Origin of the sequence: Mucilaginibacter sp. OK098 (genome assembly GCF_900142915.1) — a bacterium.
Lineage (GTDB): Bacteria > Bacteroidota > Bacteroidia > Sphingobacteriales > Sphingobacteriaceae > Mucilaginibacter.
The window spans coordinates 435,662-455,884 of the sequence record NZ_FRCM01000003.1 but is presented as its reverse complement, the minus strand read 5'-3'; the positions used below and the strand labels follow the sequence as shown (position 1 = coordinate 455,884).

Below are 20,223 nucleotides of genomic sequence, written 5' to 3'. Positions count from 1 at the left end.
ATATTTAAAAATGACAACACCATCCCTTGCCCAACCAACAAAACGACTGTTATCGCTCGATGCACTGCGCGGTTTTGACATGTTCTGGATCATGAGCGGCGAGCAGATCATTCACACACTTGCGAAGGTTACCCAATGGCCTGTGCTTTTATGGTTTTCGGGCCAGTTACACCATACGGTATGGAATGGCATCACCTTTTATGATATGATCTTTCCGCTTTTTCTGTTCATAGCCGGTGTGTCCATGCCTTATTCAATGGGGAATAAAATTGCTAAAGCGGGGGTTCAATCAGCTAATCAACTGCCGGCAAAAAGCAAACGGGGGATTTACCTCTCTATGTTGCGGCGTACGGTGATCCTAATCCTGCTGGGCATGGTGGTAAATGGCGTGCTTAAGTTTAATGGCTATGAAAATACGCGTTTTGCCAGCGTGCTTGGCCGCATAGGCCTCGCCTGGTTTTTTGCAGGGATTATCTATCTGAATTTCAATCTTAAGGGACAAATAGTATGGCTTGTTGGAATTTTGGCAGGCTACTGGGCCGCAATGCTGTTTATCCCGGTGCCGGGTTATGGAGCAGGGGTGCTGACTATGCAGGGTTCGCTGGAATCGTATATCGACAGGTTGCTTTTACCCGGCAGGCTGCATGATAAGATCCACGACCCTGAAGGGGGGCTTTCAACAATCCCGGCAATAGGCACCGCATTATTGGGCATATTTACCGGGAGTTTTTTAAAATGGGATTCATCCCGCTGGCCTATGCTCAAAAAAGGGCTGCTGCTTTTTGGAGCAGGTTTGGTGTTAATAGGATTGGGCTGGCTATGGAACCCGGAGTTCCCTATCAATAAACGTTTATGGTCGAGCTCGTTTGTATTGTATGTAGGTGGCTGGAGCATGGTGTTTTTATCCGTGTTCTACCTTGTAATTGATGTGGCCGGGTTTAAAAAATGGGCCATCCCTTTTGTGTGGATCGGCACCAATTCTATCCTCATCTACCTGTGTTCGGAGGGCCTGGTTAATTTCGGCTATACGGCAAACTACGTGTTCGGCGGACTGATTTACCTAACCCCGCTGGCATGGCAAGCCGTGTGGACGGCAGTAAGTGTTACCCTGGTGCAACTTATTTTTTTATACCTGTTGTATCGCAATAAATTATTTTTAAAAGTTTAGTCAATTATGTCTATGAAATATTTTTTCAAATCACTTGCGCTTGTTTTGGTGGGCGGTTTTATCAGCATTACCGCATCGGCACAAACAAAAATATACAACATTACCACCTATGGCGCTGTTGCCGATGGTAAAACAAATAACACAATTGCTATTCAAAAGGCTATTAATGAAGCCTCAAGCAGGGGCGGAGGCAGGGTTGTTGTTCCAGCCGGTAAGTTTATTACCGGGGTGATCACTCTTCAATCAAATGTTGAACTGCACGTAGATAAAGGCGCATTTTTGCTGGGAAGCGCCATCCGGGCTGATTATGGCGAAGGCAAGGCTTCACCCTTGATCGTATCAAACAACCAGCACCATATTGCCATAACCGGGCAGGGGACTATTGACGGGCAGGGAGATGACTTAATAAAGGATATTTATAGCCGGTTAAATGCCGGGACTTTACAGGATACGGAGTGGAAAACCCCCAACCCGTGGCACCAGATGCGGCCAACTGAAGACAATCGCCCAAAACTTATTGAATTTAAAAATTGCGACAGTGTGCAGATCAAAAATATAACCATTAAAAATGGCCTGTGCTGGATCCAGAATTACAAAAATTGTTCAAACCTGGTGATCGACAGCATAAAGGTTGAAAGCGTGACTTACTGGAATAACGACGGGATAGATCTAGTTGATTGTAAAAATGTAAAGCTCACCAATAGTTTTTTTAACGCTGCCGATGATGGGATCTGCCTGAAATCGGAAGACCGGAATGGCGCTTGTGAAAATATTTATATTGCGAATTGCAGGATCCGTTCGAGCGCGAGCGCGGTAAAATTTGGCACCGCTTCACATGGTGGATTTAAAAAGATCACCATCAGGAATATCAGCGTTTATGATACTTACCGGTCGGCCATAGCGATTGAAACGGTTGACGGAGCAACACTTGAAGACATTGATATCCGCGATATTACAGCCACCAATACAGGCAATGCCCTGGTGATCAGGCTTGGTCGCCGGAACCAAAAAGCACCTGCGGGAATTTTACGGAGGATCTATATCGGTAATGTAAAAGTTGATGTGCCCGCCGGCAAGCCCGACGCTGGGTACACGATGGAAGGCCCGCTGGTAACCATTCCGCATAATGTTTTCCCGTCATCTATTACAGGCATCCCCGGCAGCCGGGTTGAAGACGTAACCCTCGAAAATATCACCATTAATTATGCAGGCGGGGCAAAAAAAGAACGGGCATATTTCGGTATAGATACGCTTGAAAAAGTGCCGGAAAAGATCCCGAATTACCCGGAGTTTTCTATGTTTGGCGAGTTGCCCGCCTGGGGCTTTTACATCAGGCATGCTGATGGCATCAAAATTAAAAACATGGTGTTAACCTGTAAAGGAACTGATTACCGCCCTGCCTTTATTGCCGATGATGTAAAAGGGCTAAACTTAAACGGCATAAACATCAAACAGGTAAAAGCGCAACCGGTGATACTGCTCAATAAAGTAAGCGGCCAGAGCTTAAAAAATATTAAGATCCCTGGCAGCGTTAAACAAAATATAATGGTGCAATAGCCTGTGGGTTTGATGTGGTTATGTAAATAAATGGCAGGGAATCGGCAGCAGCAAGCGTTCCATTTTTGCACACGGAACACGCGGAACGAAGTGAAACATTCTGATTATCAATTGTTTAGATTTTTTTCAAATTGTAACGTGTTGGTAATCAGGGCTTCTGAGTTTTGCATTTTTAATACCATGAAACATATTGATAATCAATTAATTAACTTATAAAAGCAGCAAGTGTTCCATTTTTGCACACGGAACACGTGGAACGCAGTGAAACACGCTGATTATCAATTGTTTCAATTTTTACAAGTTACAATGTGCTGATAATCAGCGCTTCCAGGTTTTGCATTTTTAATTTCATGAAACATCTTGATAGGCAATTAATTAACTTAAAAAAGAGGAAATAGCCTTTGACTGATTGTACAACTTTGCGCGCTGGCTACCTAATTGCGGCGCACTAGTACCCTACACCTTTGCAACCTGCCGCTGCATAGTGAGAGAAGGGGGAATAGCTTTATAAAAGCAAGTAAAGCTTAACATTTGTACCCTTTTATTGAACTTACAATTACCGCTCAGGTTTTAAAATGTGGTTTTGTGCCCAACCGACACGCTTGGACAGGCGGATGATTATTTATTCTTTTCGGCCCATTGTTTTATGGCGGTGATCGCCTCGTATAATACACCCGCCTCGCCCCTGAAATCGCCAGAACCCTCGGGTTTGCCGGTTTGTACGTTGTACCACTCATAAAAACCTTTATTAACGATAACCCTCTCCAGCATGGGCGATAGTTCGTTGTAAGCATCCAGGGGCATACTGTATGATAGCAAAGGGGCTATCATCCGGCCGCCAAACCATGTCCAGTCGCCGGCGTTTTGATAATTGTAAGGGGCCATATTCGGGTACTCCTCTTTAGGATATGGAGGGTAAACCGTAATACCGATGGTAGCATGTTTTTCTTTGGCCGCAGCAGCCAGCATTTGCCGGTTTATTTCCTTAACCTCGGCAGGTGTATTAAAGCCAGCCTGTATAGCACAGATAGATCCACCTAAATAAAGTATCTGGTCTTCATTAAAACCGGGTGGAAAAGGGCTTCCATTTAAATAAATATGCGGATGATATTTTTGCACTTTGGCATCCCATAAATACTTGCGTACATTTTTGGTAATGCCGGCTGCCACAGCTGCCCAATTTTTAGTGCTTTTGTAGTTCTTTGGTTTCATGGCTATAAAATCATGAAGAGCCTTAACATACATGGCGTTATCATATATATCAACACACCACTTGGTTTTATCATTAATAGCTACGCCCCAGCCCCCTTCTGCCTGCACGTCGCCCCAATCAATAGTGGTGGCCCCGGTAACCAAACCATATTTTGCCGACCATCTATCTTTTTGAATATAGTTAAACGCATCTTCCATGCGCTGCATAACGGTTTTATTGCCAATAACCTCATCAAGTATGGTGGCATCACCGGTAACATCAATGTATTTTTTAACAGCCTGCACTAATGACGATTCCTGGTCTGTTTCTACTGTGTTTTTATGAGCCGCCCAACCACGCAATAATGGCGAATAACGGTACACATAACCCACGTTAGCCGTAGCACTGTCAACAACGCCATCTACTATATTACCATCAGCACCCTGGATCTTAAAAAACATCAGGAGCTTGCTCTTTACCTCTTCTTTGGGATGCACCTTTAGCGAGCCTTTAATAAAAGTATTAAAATCCCGGATCCAAACCTCGGCGTATGATGTACCGGCCGAAAAACCCGAAAGCAGCTTTAGTCCCCTCGCTTGTATGGTATCTAAGCGGGCATCTGCTAATATGGTTTTTGCAAGCTGGGCTTTATTGGGTTGGACCTGGGCGTTTAAAGAACACACGGATAACAAAATAAGGAAAGCAGATAGCGATAGCTTCATAGAAAAAAGGGCGTTAAAGGTAAATGATTGGTTGTGCGTAATAATAATATTATGTACAAACATACATACATTAAATACATTTTCAAATTCATATGGAGGATTTTGCAGAATTATTGCGCTCCAACGCTTTATTAATATAACAGTATGGAAAAGACGCAGATATATGTCGTTCCGCAAAAGAGCGAGCGCACGGGAAACAAGAGGAACAAAATTATGCCTTTTGAAACAAGTGGAACAGAATTTTAAAGTGATTACCGCTCATGTTTTGAAAAATGCAGTTTTGTGCATATAATTTATATAGTAAAATAGCCTGCAGGTTGTTTGTGTAGCAGGCTACTTCGCTTGTTGGGTGCCTGTCCTGCGGGCCACAAGGGAGACCCTTGCGGCAGCGGGGTGAATGCTAATTACTTATAAAATCATCTATAATCAACATGGCTTTATCCCTTTTACGCTCCCATGTAGATAGGTTCAATGGGTTAAGTTTAAACGCCGTCTCAAGCTGCTGTTTCAATAGATTCCATTTCTTTGCATCGTTAATTTTAAAACCCTGTGTGAATGGAATAACGCCTCTAATATTCGCAAAGTCAAAAGGGGGAATCAAAATTGGGATATGTTGGGTTGACATAACCCAAGTTGCGCCCATTTCACATAGGCATATAGGACTGGAGTAAAAATTATTACTTAAAATAAAAAGAACCAGAACAGAATCATTTATTTCGCTTTTAATAGCTTCAAGAAAATTGTCACCTAAATTTATTCCATATCCTTCAATGGAACTGCAAAAAATTTGATTACTGCCTAATCCAATATTTTCAAGCAGATCAATGATTTCTTCGACAATGCGTGAATCCGAAGATGCATGACTAATAAATATTTTATTCGGAGTATGATGATGGCTTCGGTCTATAGGAATTTCTTTATCGTCTACAGTTTCTTTTATTTCCAGAATATAGCTGTTCAGTGACTTTACCAATGAATCAAGATTGCGGGTAAATATTTGCCTATCCTCACGCGTAAAATTGCTACCTAAAGTCCGATGCCGTGGTTTATAGAAAAAATTGAGTTTTTTGAATTCTCTCAACTCTATAGAATCAATGCCAAAAATTTTAATGAGGTCTTTTTCGACCATAGTCTTCCATGCTTTAAAATCGGCGTCATTACTGCTTTTGTCCTTGATTTTTACTGAGCCGTCTATCAAGGCTTGTAAGAGCTTAATTTTTTGATTGTCAGCCATTGAACTTATTAATAATCGTTTCGGTAAATTTTTGATGCAAAATGACCATATGGTTCTGTATTCACCCTGCTTTGAGATAAGCCCAGGAAATCCTGCTTCATTGCTAGCTAAATATGTTTGAAAAGTAACGTCCCTGGGATACTCCAACGCGTTATTTTTTCTCTTAAGCAACAGCAGGAACAGTCACTGCATTTACAAGGCTGTACTTAATAAGGGAGGCAATATCCCCTCCGTTATTGTTCCAAACGGGATGAGCAGATCCCCAATAAAAATTATGGATATAGCCTGGGCCATTATTTATTTTCTCCCTATAATATTGTCCAGCTGATGTATGGAGCCGAATCCAGTCATCTTTTTCGATGCTTTTGTCTGGAAATACAAAGATATGCCTGAATTCGTTGGACAATTGCCCATTTGCAGTGAATGTACGGTCCACCACGGCATACCATTTTAAATTTACGGCTTCAGTTGTGTTTAGCCAGACATGTTCTTGACTGGCTAAACTGCCGTTTACAACACTGTGAATTTTTAAACTCATATTTCTATTTTTAATGGGATTAAATTATTTGTCAACTAATAACTAATTATGAATAATCTTCATTCTGGAGATCGGATTAAGATGAACGACGGTTTTTTTAAGTGATAATGCATATTGAACAACATCACCAGTGCCTCCCAAGCCCTTTGCTTGATTTCCATCCCATATCGCAAAAAGAACATCAGATTTAACAACCACTTGTTTACCCGCCGAAAAGAATGCCACCTCGGAGGGCTCTGAGAAGTCAAGGGTTTCAATAGTCTTGCACTTCGACAACATTTCGAAATAGCTGTTTTGATCAGCACCCTTAAATGTTTTTTCATAATGCAAACAAGGTATTACAGCTATTAAATCAATACTCATCTGAAGCACAGTCTTTGCAAAAAGCTGATCTGCTCCAACCGCTAAAGAACTATAAGCATAAATGATACTTTTGAAATCTTTAATCCCAGATATTAATCCTCCTCTAAGCCATTCAAGACCTGACCCATCTGGCAACTTTTGGTGCCCGGTAATGCCTATTGTCATGATTGTTTGTTCTGCAAGGTTTAGCCTTTATTTCTTGAAGCTTAACCTAAACGTCCTTTTGCAACAAGCCTACGGTAATGTTCACCTAAAGCAGTAAGCTTGCAAGTTTTGCTTTCCATAGTTGCATGCCACATGTGCGGAGCGTTTATTGGAACCAATAGATTAAGTTTGTTAAATTTTTGCAATCTGGCAAATATCCTGGTGTGTTCCTCTAAGGGCTTAGGCATTGTTTTGCCACGTCCTCTTAACTCCGGTTCATACGTTGGATCAAGTTGATATTCGAAACCGGCTTTTGGAAAATACTCTATAATTGAACGAAGATCCTCAAGGGAAATAGGTGGTGTCACATCCCTTAAAGACACAAAACTTTTTATGTTAGTTTTAAAAACAGGTCTTTGCGTGTCCCAGGCACCGAGTGATTGATCAATATGAGCATAGATGCTACCTGGTGTAATCTGCCCCACTAGATTGGCGGCACTACCACTTAAGGCATCTACCATGAGTGATGTAAAAATGCCACTGCCATTTTCTTCTGAAGCATATTGCTCTGCGGTCGAAGCTGTTAAAATCGTCATACCCTCAGCCAGAGTAGACACATCAACGTTTTCCGGAGATGCACCGGCGTAACCGGAGTGGCAACTATCCAAAATAATTAGCTTGTTAGTTGCGGGCGATCGGTTTGCAAGCATCATAATCTCATTTAAAGCCAAGCCATCATCTCCTCTTTGGGCATCCGAAGCTACCAAATAGCCACCGGTAGATTCAATGTGGCCATGGCCCGCAAAGTAAAATACCGCAATTTCGGCCTTCTGCGTAAATAGGTGTTTGATCGAATCTTTTAATTCACTTTTAGATATAGAATCACTTGGACCTGTGGAGGTCATCAGCTTGGTTTCAAAGTTTACCGATCCCCCATCATTACGCTTTAACATACTATCAACGCTATAGGCGTCGTTAACACAGCCGTGCAGCCCACTAACATGTGTGTAGTGATCGATACCAACAATTAATGCTATTTTCATCTTTAATAATTATAGGTTGTCAATAAAATCACCGATTGTCGTCCAGTTCCAAACTTTTGTAGAAACTCCTGTAAGCGTAGTTCGGTCATCACTGTATGCCCATATCGCCAAAATGGGTTTTTCTTCTTCTTTGGCGCATTGGATCTCCCATTTCTGCCCGGAAGAGGTCAGAGAATTTTCACTTACTAATACGATTACACCATTACAACGTCGGATCCGGGTACGAACCTTTTCTTTCCATTCGCTGGTATAAGGTTCTTTAACCGACATGTCGATATATTCAAAAGGGCTCTTGTTTAATAAAGATTGTCCTGTTAGAAAGTCGCGTTGACGCTCATCCTCGATGGCAAACGCAATGAATATTATTTTTTTATCACTCATAATTTTATGTTTTTTTATTAAAAGAACCTAAGGGACTCATACGTTGGTTTACGACCTCTGATCCAATTGTCGAATTCAACGTAGCTATTAGCACCATCCACTGTCCATAATTTATCTCTGAAGCGAGTCAAGTCATTAGGCTTCTCGACGTAAGGATAAAGCATCAAATATTCTGTCCTTGTAAATGATGTAATTTGTGAACTACCGGGGGCAACCGGTATTAATGCGCACAGTTGAGTGTTACCATCTACATAACCTAGTTCCCAGGGCATCCATTTAGAAAGAGCTGCATTGGCAGAAATAGCAAGCAATAAAGTCTTGGAAGTACGTAGCCTTCTGCGAACAAGTTCTGCCGACTCCTTGGTAACATTGCTCCTGTCAAGCTGGGGATCAACTATCCAGTCGACATAAACTGTAAATCCTGTTTTGGTTAATTCCAGATACAACCCTTCTACCTCTTCTTTGTCCAAATAGCTGTGACATAGAAATATGTCGAAACTACCGTGAGAGATGTTGCGTTGTTCAGAAAGATTTATCCGCTCATTTGATGTTTTATTGCGAGATACATTTTTTAAATAGTTACTTGTGTATAAAGCCATTTTTTTGTTTTTGAATGGCTCAAAAGTATTTGGAATGTTGTTGGGTAAAAACCTGAAGTTGACAGGAAAAACCCTGATTATGCGAAAACATACGTTTGAAGCTAGTTAAAGTGCGATTTTAAAAGACGATGAGATCATTCGGAAGGCGAATCCACAAGTTATAGGAATAGGTCTCCAAGGGTTTTTCCTAAATTGATACAGGGGAAACCCTTTTTAGTCATGCTAATTATAGCCAAAACAGAGCTCTGGGACTTGTTGTGATGAACAATCTATTGACTTCGCCACCTTCCGGAATGTAAACTTGCAGCTCATTTTTAAACATTTAAAATAAAAAAATCATGTTAAAACAAGATGCCGCGAGGCCACTTCCTTATTTCTATGTAGGAACAACGATTACGAATCAACGTGTTTCAAGGTTTTCAACAAACAAACATGCACTATTAAGCGAGCAACTCGGTAAACCGGAAACGAAAGCGGTTTGGTATACCAAGGAGCACATCGCGCTGTTACTTCAAGAAATGGATCACGCCAATGCGGATGGCTTAAGGATTTATTTGGGGGAGTATGGTGAGAGTGAAAATTACAGTGGACAGTTATGTTTGCTTATGGTGATGACAAAGGAGGAACAAGAAACGGGTGCTCAATCTGATATCACCATTGAGGATGCGCCTGACTTCCAAGCCAGATCTGTGAACAATAAGAAGCCGAGGGATTTCAATGTGGGGTCCCCTTGCCCGCCAATTTGCACTTTAGGCATGGCATATCCGAAATAAGATGTATATTAAGGGATGCCAAATTTTGTCCATTACATTTACCTTATTCCCCTTTTACTAAGTATAATTTTTAGTATTAAAACATTCAAAAATGGATGGGCGCTGCCATACCGATTATTTTCAATATTCTTAATGGTAACAATGCTTGTAGAGCTCTTTGCCATAAGCTGGAAACTGTCATTACATGAAACAGCGTACTGGAGTTATTCCCAATCAAACTTGTGGATATACAATATCTATTTAGGACCCCAGTACCTGTTTTATTTCCTTTTCTACTCCATGGCTTTAGATAGTAAATGGCTCAGCAAAGTTCGATATCCTGTATTGATAAGCTATGCCTTGTTCGGGGTGGTAAATATGTTCTTTATTCAATCGATGGCACAGTTGAATACCTTTACTATCGTTTCAGGAAGTGCTTTGGTTTTACTTGGTTCGCTTTCTTATTTTGCACAGGAAATAAACCGAAAAGAACCACTGCCTGTTACGAAACAACCACTTTTTTGGATAGCACTAGGTGGTTTTTTGTTTCATACTGTAAGTTTACCATATTTCATTTCAATTAATTACTTAAGCAGAACAAATCTTCCATTGGCAATAGTGCTATTCAATATACTATTGGCATTGAATATATTTATGTATTCATTTTACTTAATGGCCTTTTTATGCAAACAACCATATCTCAAGAAACAGCTTTAACCATAATAATTTCTACGTCATTACTGTTAGTTTTCGTTTGCCTGATCACATACTTTTTTTTTCAGCAGCAAAAAAAAAGATTTCTGCATCAGCAAGAAGTTTTTGAGCTTAGAGAGTCATTCAATCAGACTATCCTCCAATCTAAACTTGAGATTCAGGAACGCACATTGGATCATATTGCAAAAGAATTACATGCGAACTTTAGTCATTTGGTTTCCTTAATTAACATAAATCTCTCAGCCATCCTCGCTGAAAGTTCTGGTGAAGTTAAAGAACATATCAGCGAAACTAAATTGCTTTCTAAACAGCTAATGAGTGAAATTAAGGTTCTGAGTGTATCTTTGAATTCTGATTATATTATGAAGGCCGGTTTTCATAAGACAATTGAAAATGAGCTTCAGCGGTTAAAAAAGACAGGGCGATATCAAGTATCTTATATTCAAAACGGAGTTCCATATCGTTTACCTTCCGGCCAGGAAATTGTTCTTTTCAGGTTATGTCAAGAAATCTTAAATAATATAGTTAAACATTCTCAAGCTAAGACAGTGGACATCACACTTGATTATTCAGAAACAGCACTTTCCATTCGAATTAAAGATGATGGAATTGGGTTTGACATTGATGTTGTTAAAGAGCGAAGCATCGAGAAAGAAAGCACAGGCTTGCTAAATATTGCAGGACGAGCAAAACTGATCAACGCTAATCTTAATATTCATAGCAGTCCGGGTGATGGAACAGCAGTTGAAGTTACTATTCCAATAGAAAATTAATAATCATGTCATACCGCAAACCCCCAATTAAAATTGCATTAGTAGATGATCACAACCTTTTTCGTAAAGGGTTAATTACTCTCATTAAACTTGCCGACAAACAAAATTATCTAGTGGTTCTCGAAGCCGAGAGTGGGAAAGATATGATGAAAAAAATTGATAAAAAGGCATTGCCGGACATTTTGATATTGGATATTGACATGCCGGACATGGATGGCTTTGAGGCAATGGCATGGCTGCGGATACATTATCCTCAAATTGCGGTACTGGTGGTTTCAATGATAACAACCGAGGAAGCGATAGTAAGAATGATGGGTTTGGGTGTCAAAGGATATCTATCAAAGGATATAGAGGTAGAAGATATTCATCAAGCTTTGCAGGCTATAAGCTCCAAAGGGCATTACTATACGGATTTCATTACCGGAAAACTGATAGATTCCCTTCAAAATGCTCATTCTGAAAAGAACGAAAATGATGAAATGTCAGAGAATCTCGTTTGGAAAAAACTTAACGAGACTGAACGGAAATTCATCAAGCTGGCTTGTTCCGATATGACATATGAGCAAATAGCGGATAAGATGTTTGTGAGCCCAAAAACAGTAGATGGCTATAGAGGTGCTATCTTTAACAAATTTGGTATAAAAAATCGCCCAGGATTAATTTTGTTCGCACTTAAAAATCAGCTTTTTAAGATAGATGAAATCACCAGCGCTTAATTCCTCTCATCGGTCAAAGTTTATAACCCCGGCCTAAAACACACCAATCATTCTACTCACCTATAAACAAAAAGCCCCCCTACTTTCGTAAAGCGGCTTCATGGCCTGTAGAGCAACATGTCCGAACCGTTTTTGACAGATCTGAATCGGTTATATAGGGGTTGCTGTTAATTAATATGCCTGTACTCGCTTGGCGATTTTCCGGTCTTTGATTTGAATATTTTTGTAAAATGCGAAGGGTGCTCAAACCCAAGCCCGTACGCAATTTCGCTGATAGAATTATTCGTACCCCACAACAGCGATTTTGCTTTATCTATTAGCTCCAGGTGGATATGTTCCTGTGTGGTTTTGCCTGTGAATTTGTTTAAAAGATCAGACAAATAATTAGGCGACAGGTTAAGCCGGGAGGCAAAATATTTAACATTTGGCAGGCCTGTTTCAATCAGGGTGCTTTGCGAAAAATAATCTTTTAATATTTTTTCAAACTGTTGCACCACATCTGAGTTAACTTTTGCCCGGGTGTAAAATTGCCGGTCGTAAAAACGACTGCAGTAATTCAGCAAGAGTTCGATGTTGCTGACAATGAGGCCTTGCGAGTGCTTGTCTATATTTTGTGAATACTCCCTTTCAATCTTTGCCACACAATCTTTAATGATCAGTTTTTCCTCTTCCGAAATATGCAGGGCTTCGTTAACCTCATAATTAAAAAAGGAATACTGATGGATCTTCTTGCCTAAATCGGTACCATGGATCAGGTCGGGATGAATAAACAGTGCCCAACCTTCATCAACGATAACATCCGGACCTGGCGCTATGACTTGTCCGGGTGCGGTGAACATTAGGGAACCTTCATTGAAGTCGTAATATCCCTTACCATACTTTAACGTGCCCTCGAATTTTTTGCAGGAAATGATATAAAAGCCAAAGCGGTAAAAAGCATCCTCCCTGGGGCGTTTTGCATAAAAGTCTGTATGGTCTATCAGGCTTACCAGGGGATGCCTGGGCGGCGCGTATTTAACCAGCTTGTGCAGATCGCTGATAGATTGCAGATCAATGTATTTATCCGTCATGTTTTTTACTTGTTATAAAGTTATCTAAAAAAATGTGGCTGCCCTGAGTTGGCAGCCACATTTTTTTAGATAACTGTTTGGGCAGTCATCATTTTTTTAAAATCCACATCATCCATTTGCTGCCTGGCTTCTATCAATTGCGCGGCGTCATGACCTACAGGGTAACGCAATTTTTCAGTTCCGTCAGTTGCTGCTTCATAAATGGCATCGGCCACTTCGCCAATATTTTCAGACATAGGCCAATTATCTAACATGGCGATGAAATTATCAAATGCGGGTTTATAATCATTCAAATCATTAGCACCGAAAAGGTTCATCGAACGCCCTGCAAACTCGGTCTTATAACCTCCCGGTTCAACTATTTTTAAGCGGATCCCAAGCGGGTTTAATTCGTATTGCAACGATTCTGTTAGCCCCTCCACCGCAAATTTAGTTGCATGATAAAGGGAGCAGAACGGGAAGGTAATCCTTCCACCAACTGAAGAAACATTGATGATAATACCGGATTTTTGTTGCCGCATACCTGGTAATACAGCTTTGGTTACTTCTATCAACCCAAACAAATTTACATCGAACTGTTGTTTAACCTGTTCTTCGGTTGCAGCTTCCAATGCGCCTAATGCACCGTAGCCTGCATTGTTTACCAATACATCTATTTTGCCAAATTTTTCGATGCCGGCTGCAACCGTGTTTTGTATGCTTAGCTTATCTGTTACATCCAGTTTGCTAATAAAAACGTTGCTAAGTGTAGTTAGCTCCACTTCTTTTTCGGGTGAACGCATAGTAGCGATCACGTTCCAGTCTTTTGTATGAAATAGCTTGGCGGCCATTCTCCCAAAGCCGGATGATGCACCTGTAATTAATACTGTCTTTTTCATTGCTTTTTATTATTAATTTATAAAGCAAAGGTGTTATTAAGGATGCTGCCCGATTTATACGTTTCAACTGATCTCTTATACATTTCAGGGATAAGCAAAAATCTGTATTGTTTTGACTTTAACGGGTTTTACCATGGCTGAAAAGTGACCTATATCACATAAATATTGCCTGCCTTTAAATGTGATATAGGTCACATAGCCACCTGAATTTTACTGCCGTATTTTGTTGTATAATTTTTAACCAAATAAAACAAACAACATGAAACGTACAGCAAAAGCCCATTGGAACGGTAACCTTAAAGAAGGTAAAGGAGAGATATCTACCCCAAGCACCGTCCTTAACCAAACACCCTATTCATTTAAAACACGGTTCGAGTCGGGTGTTGGTACCAATCCCGAAGAATTGATAGCCGCGGCACACGCAGGCTGTTTTACCATGTCGGTAAGTGCAACACTTGAGCGCGCAGGCTTTTTGGCCAACGACCTGAACACCGAAGCTACCCTGGATGTGGATTTCGTTAATCTTACGATCACCGGCATCCATTTGGATTTGAAAGCATCATTGATTGATGGCGTATCTGCCGAAGCTTTCCAGGAAATTGCAGAAGGTGCTAAAGCCAATTGTATTGTATCCAAGGCGCTGAGTGTGCCTATTGCTTTAACTGTTTCCTATCAATAATGATAGGGGGGTAATGCCTTTTGCCCATTCTTATTTCGGGTGAAAGTATCATGCATGAACGGTGATGAATGGATGTTGTTTGGGAAGGATGGTACGATCATCAGAAATAAATACCGGGTGGTTGCAATTGCAGCTGCCTGGTAAAGAATGGCAAGGGCAGAAATGAGAGAGGGTGTCTGAATAAAAAGCTAAAGAACATTAATTCTTAAATTATGAAAACAGAATCGGCCATGATGGTTAGAAATCCTGCTGAGGGAGAATTGGGTTTCAGGATAGTACACTTTGAGAATGATAAACACTTTAACAAGGTGCAAAGAATTCCCTGGTTTGGTAAACCTATTTCAGGACAAGACAGGCTCCCCATGCCATTAGCAACTTTACCTTTGGGGTAAATGATGGGCCCCGAACCCTGACTTCTATATACTAACCCATAGCCCATTGAGAGTTCGAGTCTCTCTTCACTCTTGAAAAAAATCAAACTTTTTTCAAAATAATTTAACCTTCTTAAATACACTGTACAGTATCTCTATTTCTTTGTATCAACAAAAGAAAATAAAGGCGGTTCACAATGAAATTCAACTTGATAACCCTATTTATATAGATTTTGGCTTATAAATTCCAATATCGCTTAATAATAGGATAAAAACATAAAACTTTAAGCTTGTACCAACACCTTTATTTGTATACCAATTATATCAGGGATAACCTGGATTTTAAAACCCAGGTTTATGCTTAAAAACAGTATTGTTTTAGGGCCTAAAATACAGGAGATTACATTATTTAATGTCTCCACATTTATTTAACTATTTAAAAAAATTGGATCCGATGACCTTTATTTTGGAAAAAAATATTGCAGGTATAATCGGTATCCTGACAGGTTTTTATGAATTTTATTTTTGAACTTTTTATTACGCTTAAAAAGCAGGTTTCATTGTGCATTTTAATAGTTGCCAACCTCTTTTTTTATTCTGCAACTGTTTGCGCTCAGCAAAAAACAAACCCCGACTCGATCCGGGAAAAAATGCAGTGGTTTGCCGACGCTAAACTTGGCATCTTTATTCATTGGGGTATTTATTCGGTAAATGGTATTGATGAAAGCTGGAGTTTTCATAATAAAAAAATCAGCTATGAAAATTACATGAAGCAAATAAAGGGGTTCACTGCTTCCAGGTATAATCCGGAAGAATGGGCTGATTTGATTAAAGAAACCGGAGCGCGGTATGCAGTTATCACTACCAAACATCATGACGGGGTGGCGTTATGGCCCACAAAGCAGCATCATTTTAATGTGGTTGAAAATTCGCCCGCAAAGAGGGATGTATTAAAACCCTTTTATGAAGCTTTAGATAAAAGAGGCATCAAACGCGGAGCTTACTTTTCTTTGATAGATTGGAGCCATCCTGATTACCCCGGGTTTTTAAAAGACAGCAGCAGGTACAAGGTTGCTGATAACCCTCAAAAATGGCAGCGTTTCCAACATTTTTTTCAATCACAAATTGATGAAGTAAATAAAGCGTATAAACCAGACCTGTGGTGGTTTGATGGCGACTGGGAACACAGCGCCGACGAATGGCAGGCGGAAAAAGTACGGAAACAAATTTTAAATATTCATCCCGGGGCTATTATTAATGGCAGGTTGCAGGGCTATGGCGATTACGATACCCCAGAGCAAAATTTCCCGGTTAGCCGCCCGAAATTTAATTGGTGGGAATTGTGCATGACTACCAATAACAACTGGGGTTTTCATCCTGATGATAACAATTATAAAACGCCGTTTGAAGTAATCAGCATTTTTGTAGATGCAGTTAGCAATGGAGGGAATCTTTTATTAGATATCGGCCCCAAAGAAGACGGAACCATCCCTGCAGAACAAGTACACATTTTAAAAGAGCTTGGAAAGTGGAACAAGAAAAATGGGGAAGCGATTTTTGGAACATTACCGGGTTTACCTCAGGGCCATTTTTATGGGCCTACCACCTTATCAAAAGATTCAACAGTTATTTATCTTTTTTTACCGGGACAAACTGCTGGAAACATCATGTTGAAAGGATTGGTGAACACAATTAAAGATGCACAGGTGGTGGGGACTGATGTTCACCTAAAACCGAAAGTTGTGGGAAAAATATCCTGGAGCTCAGTACCCGGCCTTGTTTTTATAAATGTGCCTGAAAAGGATAAGGACCCTTATATGACAGTTATTAAATTGCAATTAGATAAACCTGTACAATTGTACCGCGGCCAGGGAGGATTAAATTAAATGAATTTCATCAATCGTTTGTATTCCATCAAAGCAGCTGCCCTGGTTATCCTGGGGCTGGTGGTAGCAACAGCATCATTTTCACAAAATAAGTCTATTATTAGGATGGGTGCTGCTGATACGCGGTCATTTGATGAAGGCTGGTTATTTAACCGGTATGGGTTGCAAGCTGATGCTACAAGGATTGAAGAACCTGAAAATTTAGAAAGTGTTAAGTTCAATGATAACGATTGGAAAAAACTTAGCCTGCCCCATGATTGGGCCATTACAGGCCCGTTCAGGATTGAGCTTGAAGGAGCAACAGGCAAACTGCCCTGGAAAGGAATAGGCTGGTACAGAAAACATTTTACCATCCCGGCTGCAGATGCAGGCAAACAGATTTTTGTAGATTTTGACGGAGCCATGGCCAATGCAAAAATTTGGCTTAATGGCAATTACGTAGGAACATGGCCCTATGGGTATAATTCTTTCCAAATGGATCTAACGCCTTATATCAAGGCCGGGCAAGAGAATGTATTGGCTGTTCGGCTTGATACTGAAAATTGGGATTCCCGCTGGTATCCGGGCGCCGGTATTTACCGCCATGTTTGGCTCGTTAAAACAAAACAGGTGCATGTTGGTCACTGGGGAACTTACATTACTACTCCTGAAGTTTCGAAAGCTTCGGCAACAGTTAAAATGGATGTAACTGTTGATAATCAAGGCAAATCAGTAGTTAATGCAAACATTCAAACAGATGTATTTGAATTAGATAGAAATAATAAACAAGGCACAAAAGTTACTTCTTTCAATAAATCCGTTGTAAAAATTGGACCCGGAAAGAGTACTATCATAACATCACAGGCCATAGTTAAGAATCCAAAACGCTGGGATATTGCTTCGCCTCATCGTTATGTTGCCCAAACTACCATAAGCGTAAATGGTAAAGTGGTTGATACCTATCACACCCCATTTGGTATCCGCACTATTGAATTTACCGCCCGAAATGGTTTTTTGCTAAATGGTCGCAGGGTTGAAATCCAGGGAACGTGCAACCATCATGATTTAGGGGCTTTAGGCGCTGCCTTTAACGCCAGTGCCTTACGTCGGCAATTAACAATTCTGAAAGCTATGGGCTGTAACGCATTGCGTACCTCACACAATCCCCCTGCGCCCGAGTTGCTCGAACTGGCAGACCAGATGGGGTTCCTGGTTTGGGATGAAGCTTTTGATTGTTGGAAAAATGGCAAACGGAAATTGGATTACAACAGGCTTTATGAAGAATGGCATGAAAAAGACCTAAAAGCAATGGTTCATCGCGATCGTAACCATCCTTCTGTGTTCATCTGGTCAATTGGAAATGAGGTAATGGATCAGCGCAACGTAGTAATGACAAAACATTTGGCCGACATTGTTCGGGCAGAAGATCCCACCCGCCCGGTTTCCAACGGATACAACGATCCCGATGGGGGGCGTGAAGTTGGCGCGGTGGAAGGTTTAGATATTATGGGTGTGAATTATTTTTTCAACCAGCAGCCCAAATGGGATGCCGATGCACGCTATAAAAACAAACCAACCATTGGCAGCGAAACCTCCTCATGTGTATCATCTCGCGGCGAATATTTCTTTGGAAATGAATACCAGAACTGGCAAATATCTTCTTATGATAATGCCTATCCGGGTTGGGGTTGCTCTCCGGATGAACAGTTTCGTACCAATGCCAGGTATCCGCACCTGTTAGGTGAGTTTGTATGGACGGGCTTTGACTACATAGGAGAACCAACTCCATATAATTCAGATGAAACTAATTTGCAAAATTTTCGCAATGATCCTGAAAAAAAGAAAGAACTGGAGGCAAAACTCGATGAGATCCGCAAAAAGAATCCGCCCTCCCGAAGCAGTTATTTCGGTATTGTAGATCTGGCCGGATTTCCAAAAGATCGCTTTTATCTTTATCAATCACATTGGAGACCTGGTTACCCCATGGCGCATATTTTACCGCATTGGAACTGGGCAGAAAGGGTTGGACAAATAACACCTGTGCATGTTTACACTTCCGGTGATGAAGCCGAATTGTTTTTGAACGGAAAGAGCCTGGGGCGCAAAATAAAAACGCCGGGAAAAGATTTCCGGTTAATTTGGGATTCTGTAAAATATGCTCCCGGTGAGCTGAAAGTAATTTGTTATAAAAATGGAAAACAATGGGCTACCGATTTGGTGAAAACAACCGGCGAACCGGTAAAGCTTACACTTTCTGCCGACCGTACTGTTATCAAAGCAGATGGAGATGATTTATCTTATGTTACTGTTAAGGTGACTGATAAAGAAGGATTGGTAGTACCGCGTTCACAACCCCTGATTAAATTTTCTGTAGAAGGGCCCGGGGAAATCGTTGCCACCGACAATGGTGATGCTACCAGTTTCGTACCCTTTCAAAGCCATGAGCGGCCTGCCTTTAACGGAATGGTGCTGGTAATTGTAAAAGGAAAGAAAGGCAAGTTTTCTGTAAAGGCAGAAAGTGTTGGATTAGATGGCGCGGCTTTAACAATAGAAAGTAAATAGGAAGAATTTGATTTTTTATATTGATGAGAAAGTTTAATGATAATTGAAAAAGGTGTAAATGTTTACTTGTTCAACAATCATTTCCTGAGTTTATTTAGGGGATAACTTTTATATGCACTTTTTTTATTCCCATCAACTGGAGTGAGTTGATAGGCTTACTTTTTATCTTTTGACAATTTTTAATAGGTTAGCTTTCGGAAAGGCATGGTTTGTAAAGGATGGAAAATATAAGTTCATATGCGGATCAGGAACTGTTATCTCTGCTTAGGGAGAGCAATCATACTGCCTATGCAGAAATTTATAAACGATACAGCGGTATGCTTTATCTCCATGCTTACAATAAATTAAGAAACCGCGAAGAAGCTAAAGATATTTTACAGGAACTATTCGCAAACATCTGGAATAGGCGGAAAGAATTAAAAATTGAGACTAGTCTATCCGGATACCTTTATACGGCGATCAGGAACCGGGTATTTAAGCAGATAGCAAGTAAAGAGGTAGAAGCGCAATATATCACCTCTATTCAGAAATATGCAAACCAATGGGAGTGCATAACGGATCATTTAACCCGGCAAAATCAACTTGCAGTCATCATTGAAAATGAAATTGAATCTCTGCCAGCGAAAATGAAAGAGGTTTTCCTGTTAAGCCGTAAAGCACATTTATCTCACAGGGAAATAGCCGGGCAACTCGGCATCACAGAGTCTACTGCCAAAAAACAGGTTAATAATGCCTTAAAAATACTGCGGGCCAAACTGGGATTACTTACATGCTTATTGATTTTCATTAAATTTTAGTTGTCGTCACAATAATTTTAGACGATGACACATTTTAACCAAAGCCATTGAGCCATTTATACCTTTAAAAGGTATCTGAGATTAATATAAAGCAATTATCTTCGG

General features: G+C 40.5%; 20 protein-coding genes. 11 read left to right on the top strand and 9 right to left on the bottom strand.

Annotated features, from left to right (window positions below):
• Positions 1 to 10: 10 nt before the first annotated feature.
• On the top strand, positions 11 to 1,168 hold the full coding sequence (locus tag BUE31_RS12170; RefSeq protein WP_073403756.1) for an acyltransferase family protein: 1,158 nt from the start codon (positions 11 to 13) through the stop codon (positions 1,166 to 1,168).
• Between the two features lie 12 nt (positions 1,169 to 1,180).
• Positions 1,181 to 2,725, top strand: a complete 1,545-nt coding sequence (locus tag BUE31_RS12165) for a glycoside hydrolase family 28 protein (RefSeq protein WP_073403754.1) — start codon at positions 1,181 to 1,183, stop codon at positions 2,723 to 2,725.
• A 618-nt stretch (positions 2,726 to 3,343) separates the two neighbouring features.
• On the opposite strand, the gene BUE31_RS12160 is transcribed toward BUE31_RS12165, so the two are convergent.
• From BUE31_RS12160 to BUE31_RS12130, 7 genes are all read right to left on the bottom strand, one after another.
• On the bottom strand, positions 3,344 to 4,639 hold the full coding sequence (locus BUE31_RS12160) for a hypothetical protein (protein WP_073404289.1): 1,296 nt from the start codon (positions 4,637 to 4,639) through the stop codon (positions 3,344 to 3,346).
• Positions 4,640 to 5,039: 400 nt separating this feature from the next.
• A complete protein-coding gene (locus BUE31_RS12155) occupies positions 5,040 to 5,873 on the bottom strand; it encodes a toll/interleukin-1 receptor domain-containing protein (RefSeq protein ID WP_073403752.1) in 834 nt (277 codons plus the stop codon).
• A 163-nt stretch (positions 5,874 to 6,036) separates the two neighbouring features.
• Positions 6,037 to 6,411: a hypothetical protein gene (locus BUE31_RS12150; RefSeq protein WP_073403750.1), complete on the bottom strand. Its 375-nt coding sequence runs from the start codon at positions 6,409 to 6,411 to the stop codon at positions 6,037 to 6,039.
• Positions 6,412 to 6,453: 42 nt separating this feature from the next.
• On the bottom strand, positions 6,454 to 6,939 hold the full coding sequence (locus BUE31_RS12145) for a hypothetical protein (protein WP_073403748.1): 486 nt from the start codon (positions 6,937 to 6,939) through the stop codon (positions 6,454 to 6,456).
• 41 nt (positions 6,940 to 6,980) lie between these two features.
• The gene (locus BUE31_RS12140; protein WP_073403746.1) at positions 6,981 to 7,961 is read right to left on the bottom strand and encodes a caspase family protein; all 981 of its coding nucleotides are present in this window, start codon (positions 7,959 to 7,961) and stop codon (positions 6,981 to 6,983) included.
• Positions 7,962 to 7,970: 9 nt separating this feature from the next.
• Complete coding sequence (locus BUE31_RS12135) at positions 7,971 to 8,342, bottom strand: TIR domain-containing protein (RefSeq protein ID WP_073403744.1); 372 nt, start codon at positions 8,340 to 8,342, stop codon at positions 7,971 to 7,973.
• A 17-nt stretch (positions 8,343 to 8,359) separates the two neighbouring features.
• Positions 8,360 to 8,941, bottom strand: a complete 582-nt coding sequence (locus BUE31_RS12130; protein ID WP_083619760.1) for a toll/interleukin-1 receptor domain-containing protein — start codon at positions 8,939 to 8,941, stop codon at positions 8,360 to 8,362.
• A 338-nt stretch (positions 8,942 to 9,279) separates the two neighbouring features.
• Here BUE31_RS12130 and BUE31_RS12125 point away from each other — a divergent pair, with 338 nt between their 5' ends.
• The 4 genes from BUE31_RS12125 (at position 9,280) to BUE31_RS12110 (ending at position 11,896) form a co-directional block, all read left to right on the top strand.
• Positions 9,280 to 9,714: a hypothetical protein gene (locus tag BUE31_RS12125; RefSeq protein ID WP_073403742.1), complete on the top strand. Its 435-nt coding sequence runs from the start codon at positions 9,280 to 9,282 to the stop codon at positions 9,712 to 9,714.
• Between the two features lie 141 nt (positions 9,715 to 9,855).
• Positions 9,856 to 10,410, top strand: coding sequence for a hypothetical protein (locus BUE31_RS12120; RefSeq protein ID WP_143167099.1), 555 nt, complete (start codon positions 9,856 to 9,858; stop codon positions 10,408 to 10,410).
• Positions 10,377 to 11,180: a sensor histidine kinase gene (locus BUE31_RS12115; RefSeq protein WP_073403738.1), complete on the top strand. Its 804-nt coding sequence runs from the start codon at positions 10,377 to 10,379 to the stop codon at positions 11,178 to 11,180. Before BUE31_RS12120 ends, BUE31_RS12115 begins: the two co-directional genes overlap by 34 nt.
• A gap of 5 nt (positions 11,181 to 11,185) precedes the next feature.
• Positions 11,186 to 11,896 carry a response regulator transcription factor gene (locus BUE31_RS12110; RefSeq protein WP_073403729.1) on the top strand — a complete coding sequence of 237 codons (711 nt, stop codon included), beginning with the start codon at positions 11,186 to 11,188 and terminating at the stop codon, positions 11,894 to 11,896.
• Between the two features lie 167 nt (positions 11,897 to 12,063).
• On the opposite strand, the gene BUE31_RS12105 is transcribed toward BUE31_RS12110, so the two are convergent.
• Together BUE31_RS12105 and BUE31_RS12100 are read right to left on the bottom strand one after the other, a co-directional pair.
• Positions 12,064 to 12,966 (bottom strand): helix-turn-helix domain-containing protein, encoded by a 903-nt coding sequence (locus BUE31_RS12105; protein WP_073403728.1) that lies wholly within the window; start codon positions 12,964 to 12,966, stop codon positions 12,064 to 12,066.
• Between the two features lie 65 nt (positions 12,967 to 13,031).
• Positions 13,032 to 13,844, bottom strand: a complete 813-nt coding sequence (locus BUE31_RS12100; RefSeq protein ID WP_073403727.1) for an SDR family oxidoreductase — start codon at positions 13,842 to 13,844, stop codon at positions 13,032 to 13,034.
• 259 nt (positions 13,845 to 14,103) lie between these two features.
• Between BUE31_RS12100 and BUE31_RS12095 the strand changes: the two genes are divergently transcribed.
• The 5 genes from BUE31_RS12095 (at position 14,104) to BUE31_RS12075 (ending at position 20,118) form a co-directional block, all read left to right on the top strand.
• Positions 14,104 to 14,523, top strand: a complete 420-nt coding sequence (locus BUE31_RS12095) for an OsmC family protein (RefSeq protein ID WP_073403726.1) — start codon at positions 14,104 to 14,106, stop codon at positions 14,521 to 14,523.
• 212 nt (positions 14,524 to 14,735) lie between these two features.
• Positions 14,736 to 14,915, top strand: a complete 180-nt coding sequence (locus BUE31_RS12090; RefSeq protein ID WP_073403725.1) for a hypothetical protein — start codon at positions 14,736 to 14,738, stop codon at positions 14,913 to 14,915.
• Positions 14,916 to 15,406: 491 nt separating this feature from the next.
• On the top strand, positions 15,407 to 16,780 hold the full coding sequence (locus BUE31_RS12085; protein ID WP_073403724.1) for an alpha-L-fucosidase: 1,374 nt from the start codon (positions 15,407 to 15,409) through the stop codon (positions 16,778 to 16,780).
• Positions 16,781 to 19,321 carry a beta-galactosidase GalB gene (gene galB, locus BUE31_RS12080; protein WP_073403723.1) on the top strand — a complete coding sequence of 847 codons (2,541 nt, stop codon included), beginning with the start codon at positions 16,781 to 16,783 and terminating at the stop codon, positions 19,319 to 19,321.
• Positions 19,322 to 19,539: 218 nt separating this feature from the next.
• Positions 19,540 to 20,118: an RNA polymerase sigma factor gene (locus tag BUE31_RS12075; RefSeq protein ID WP_073403722.1), complete on the top strand. Its 579-nt coding sequence runs from the start codon at positions 19,540 to 19,542 to the stop codon at positions 20,116 to 20,118.
• The last annotated feature ends 105 nt before the right edge of the window (positions 20,119 to 20,223 follow it).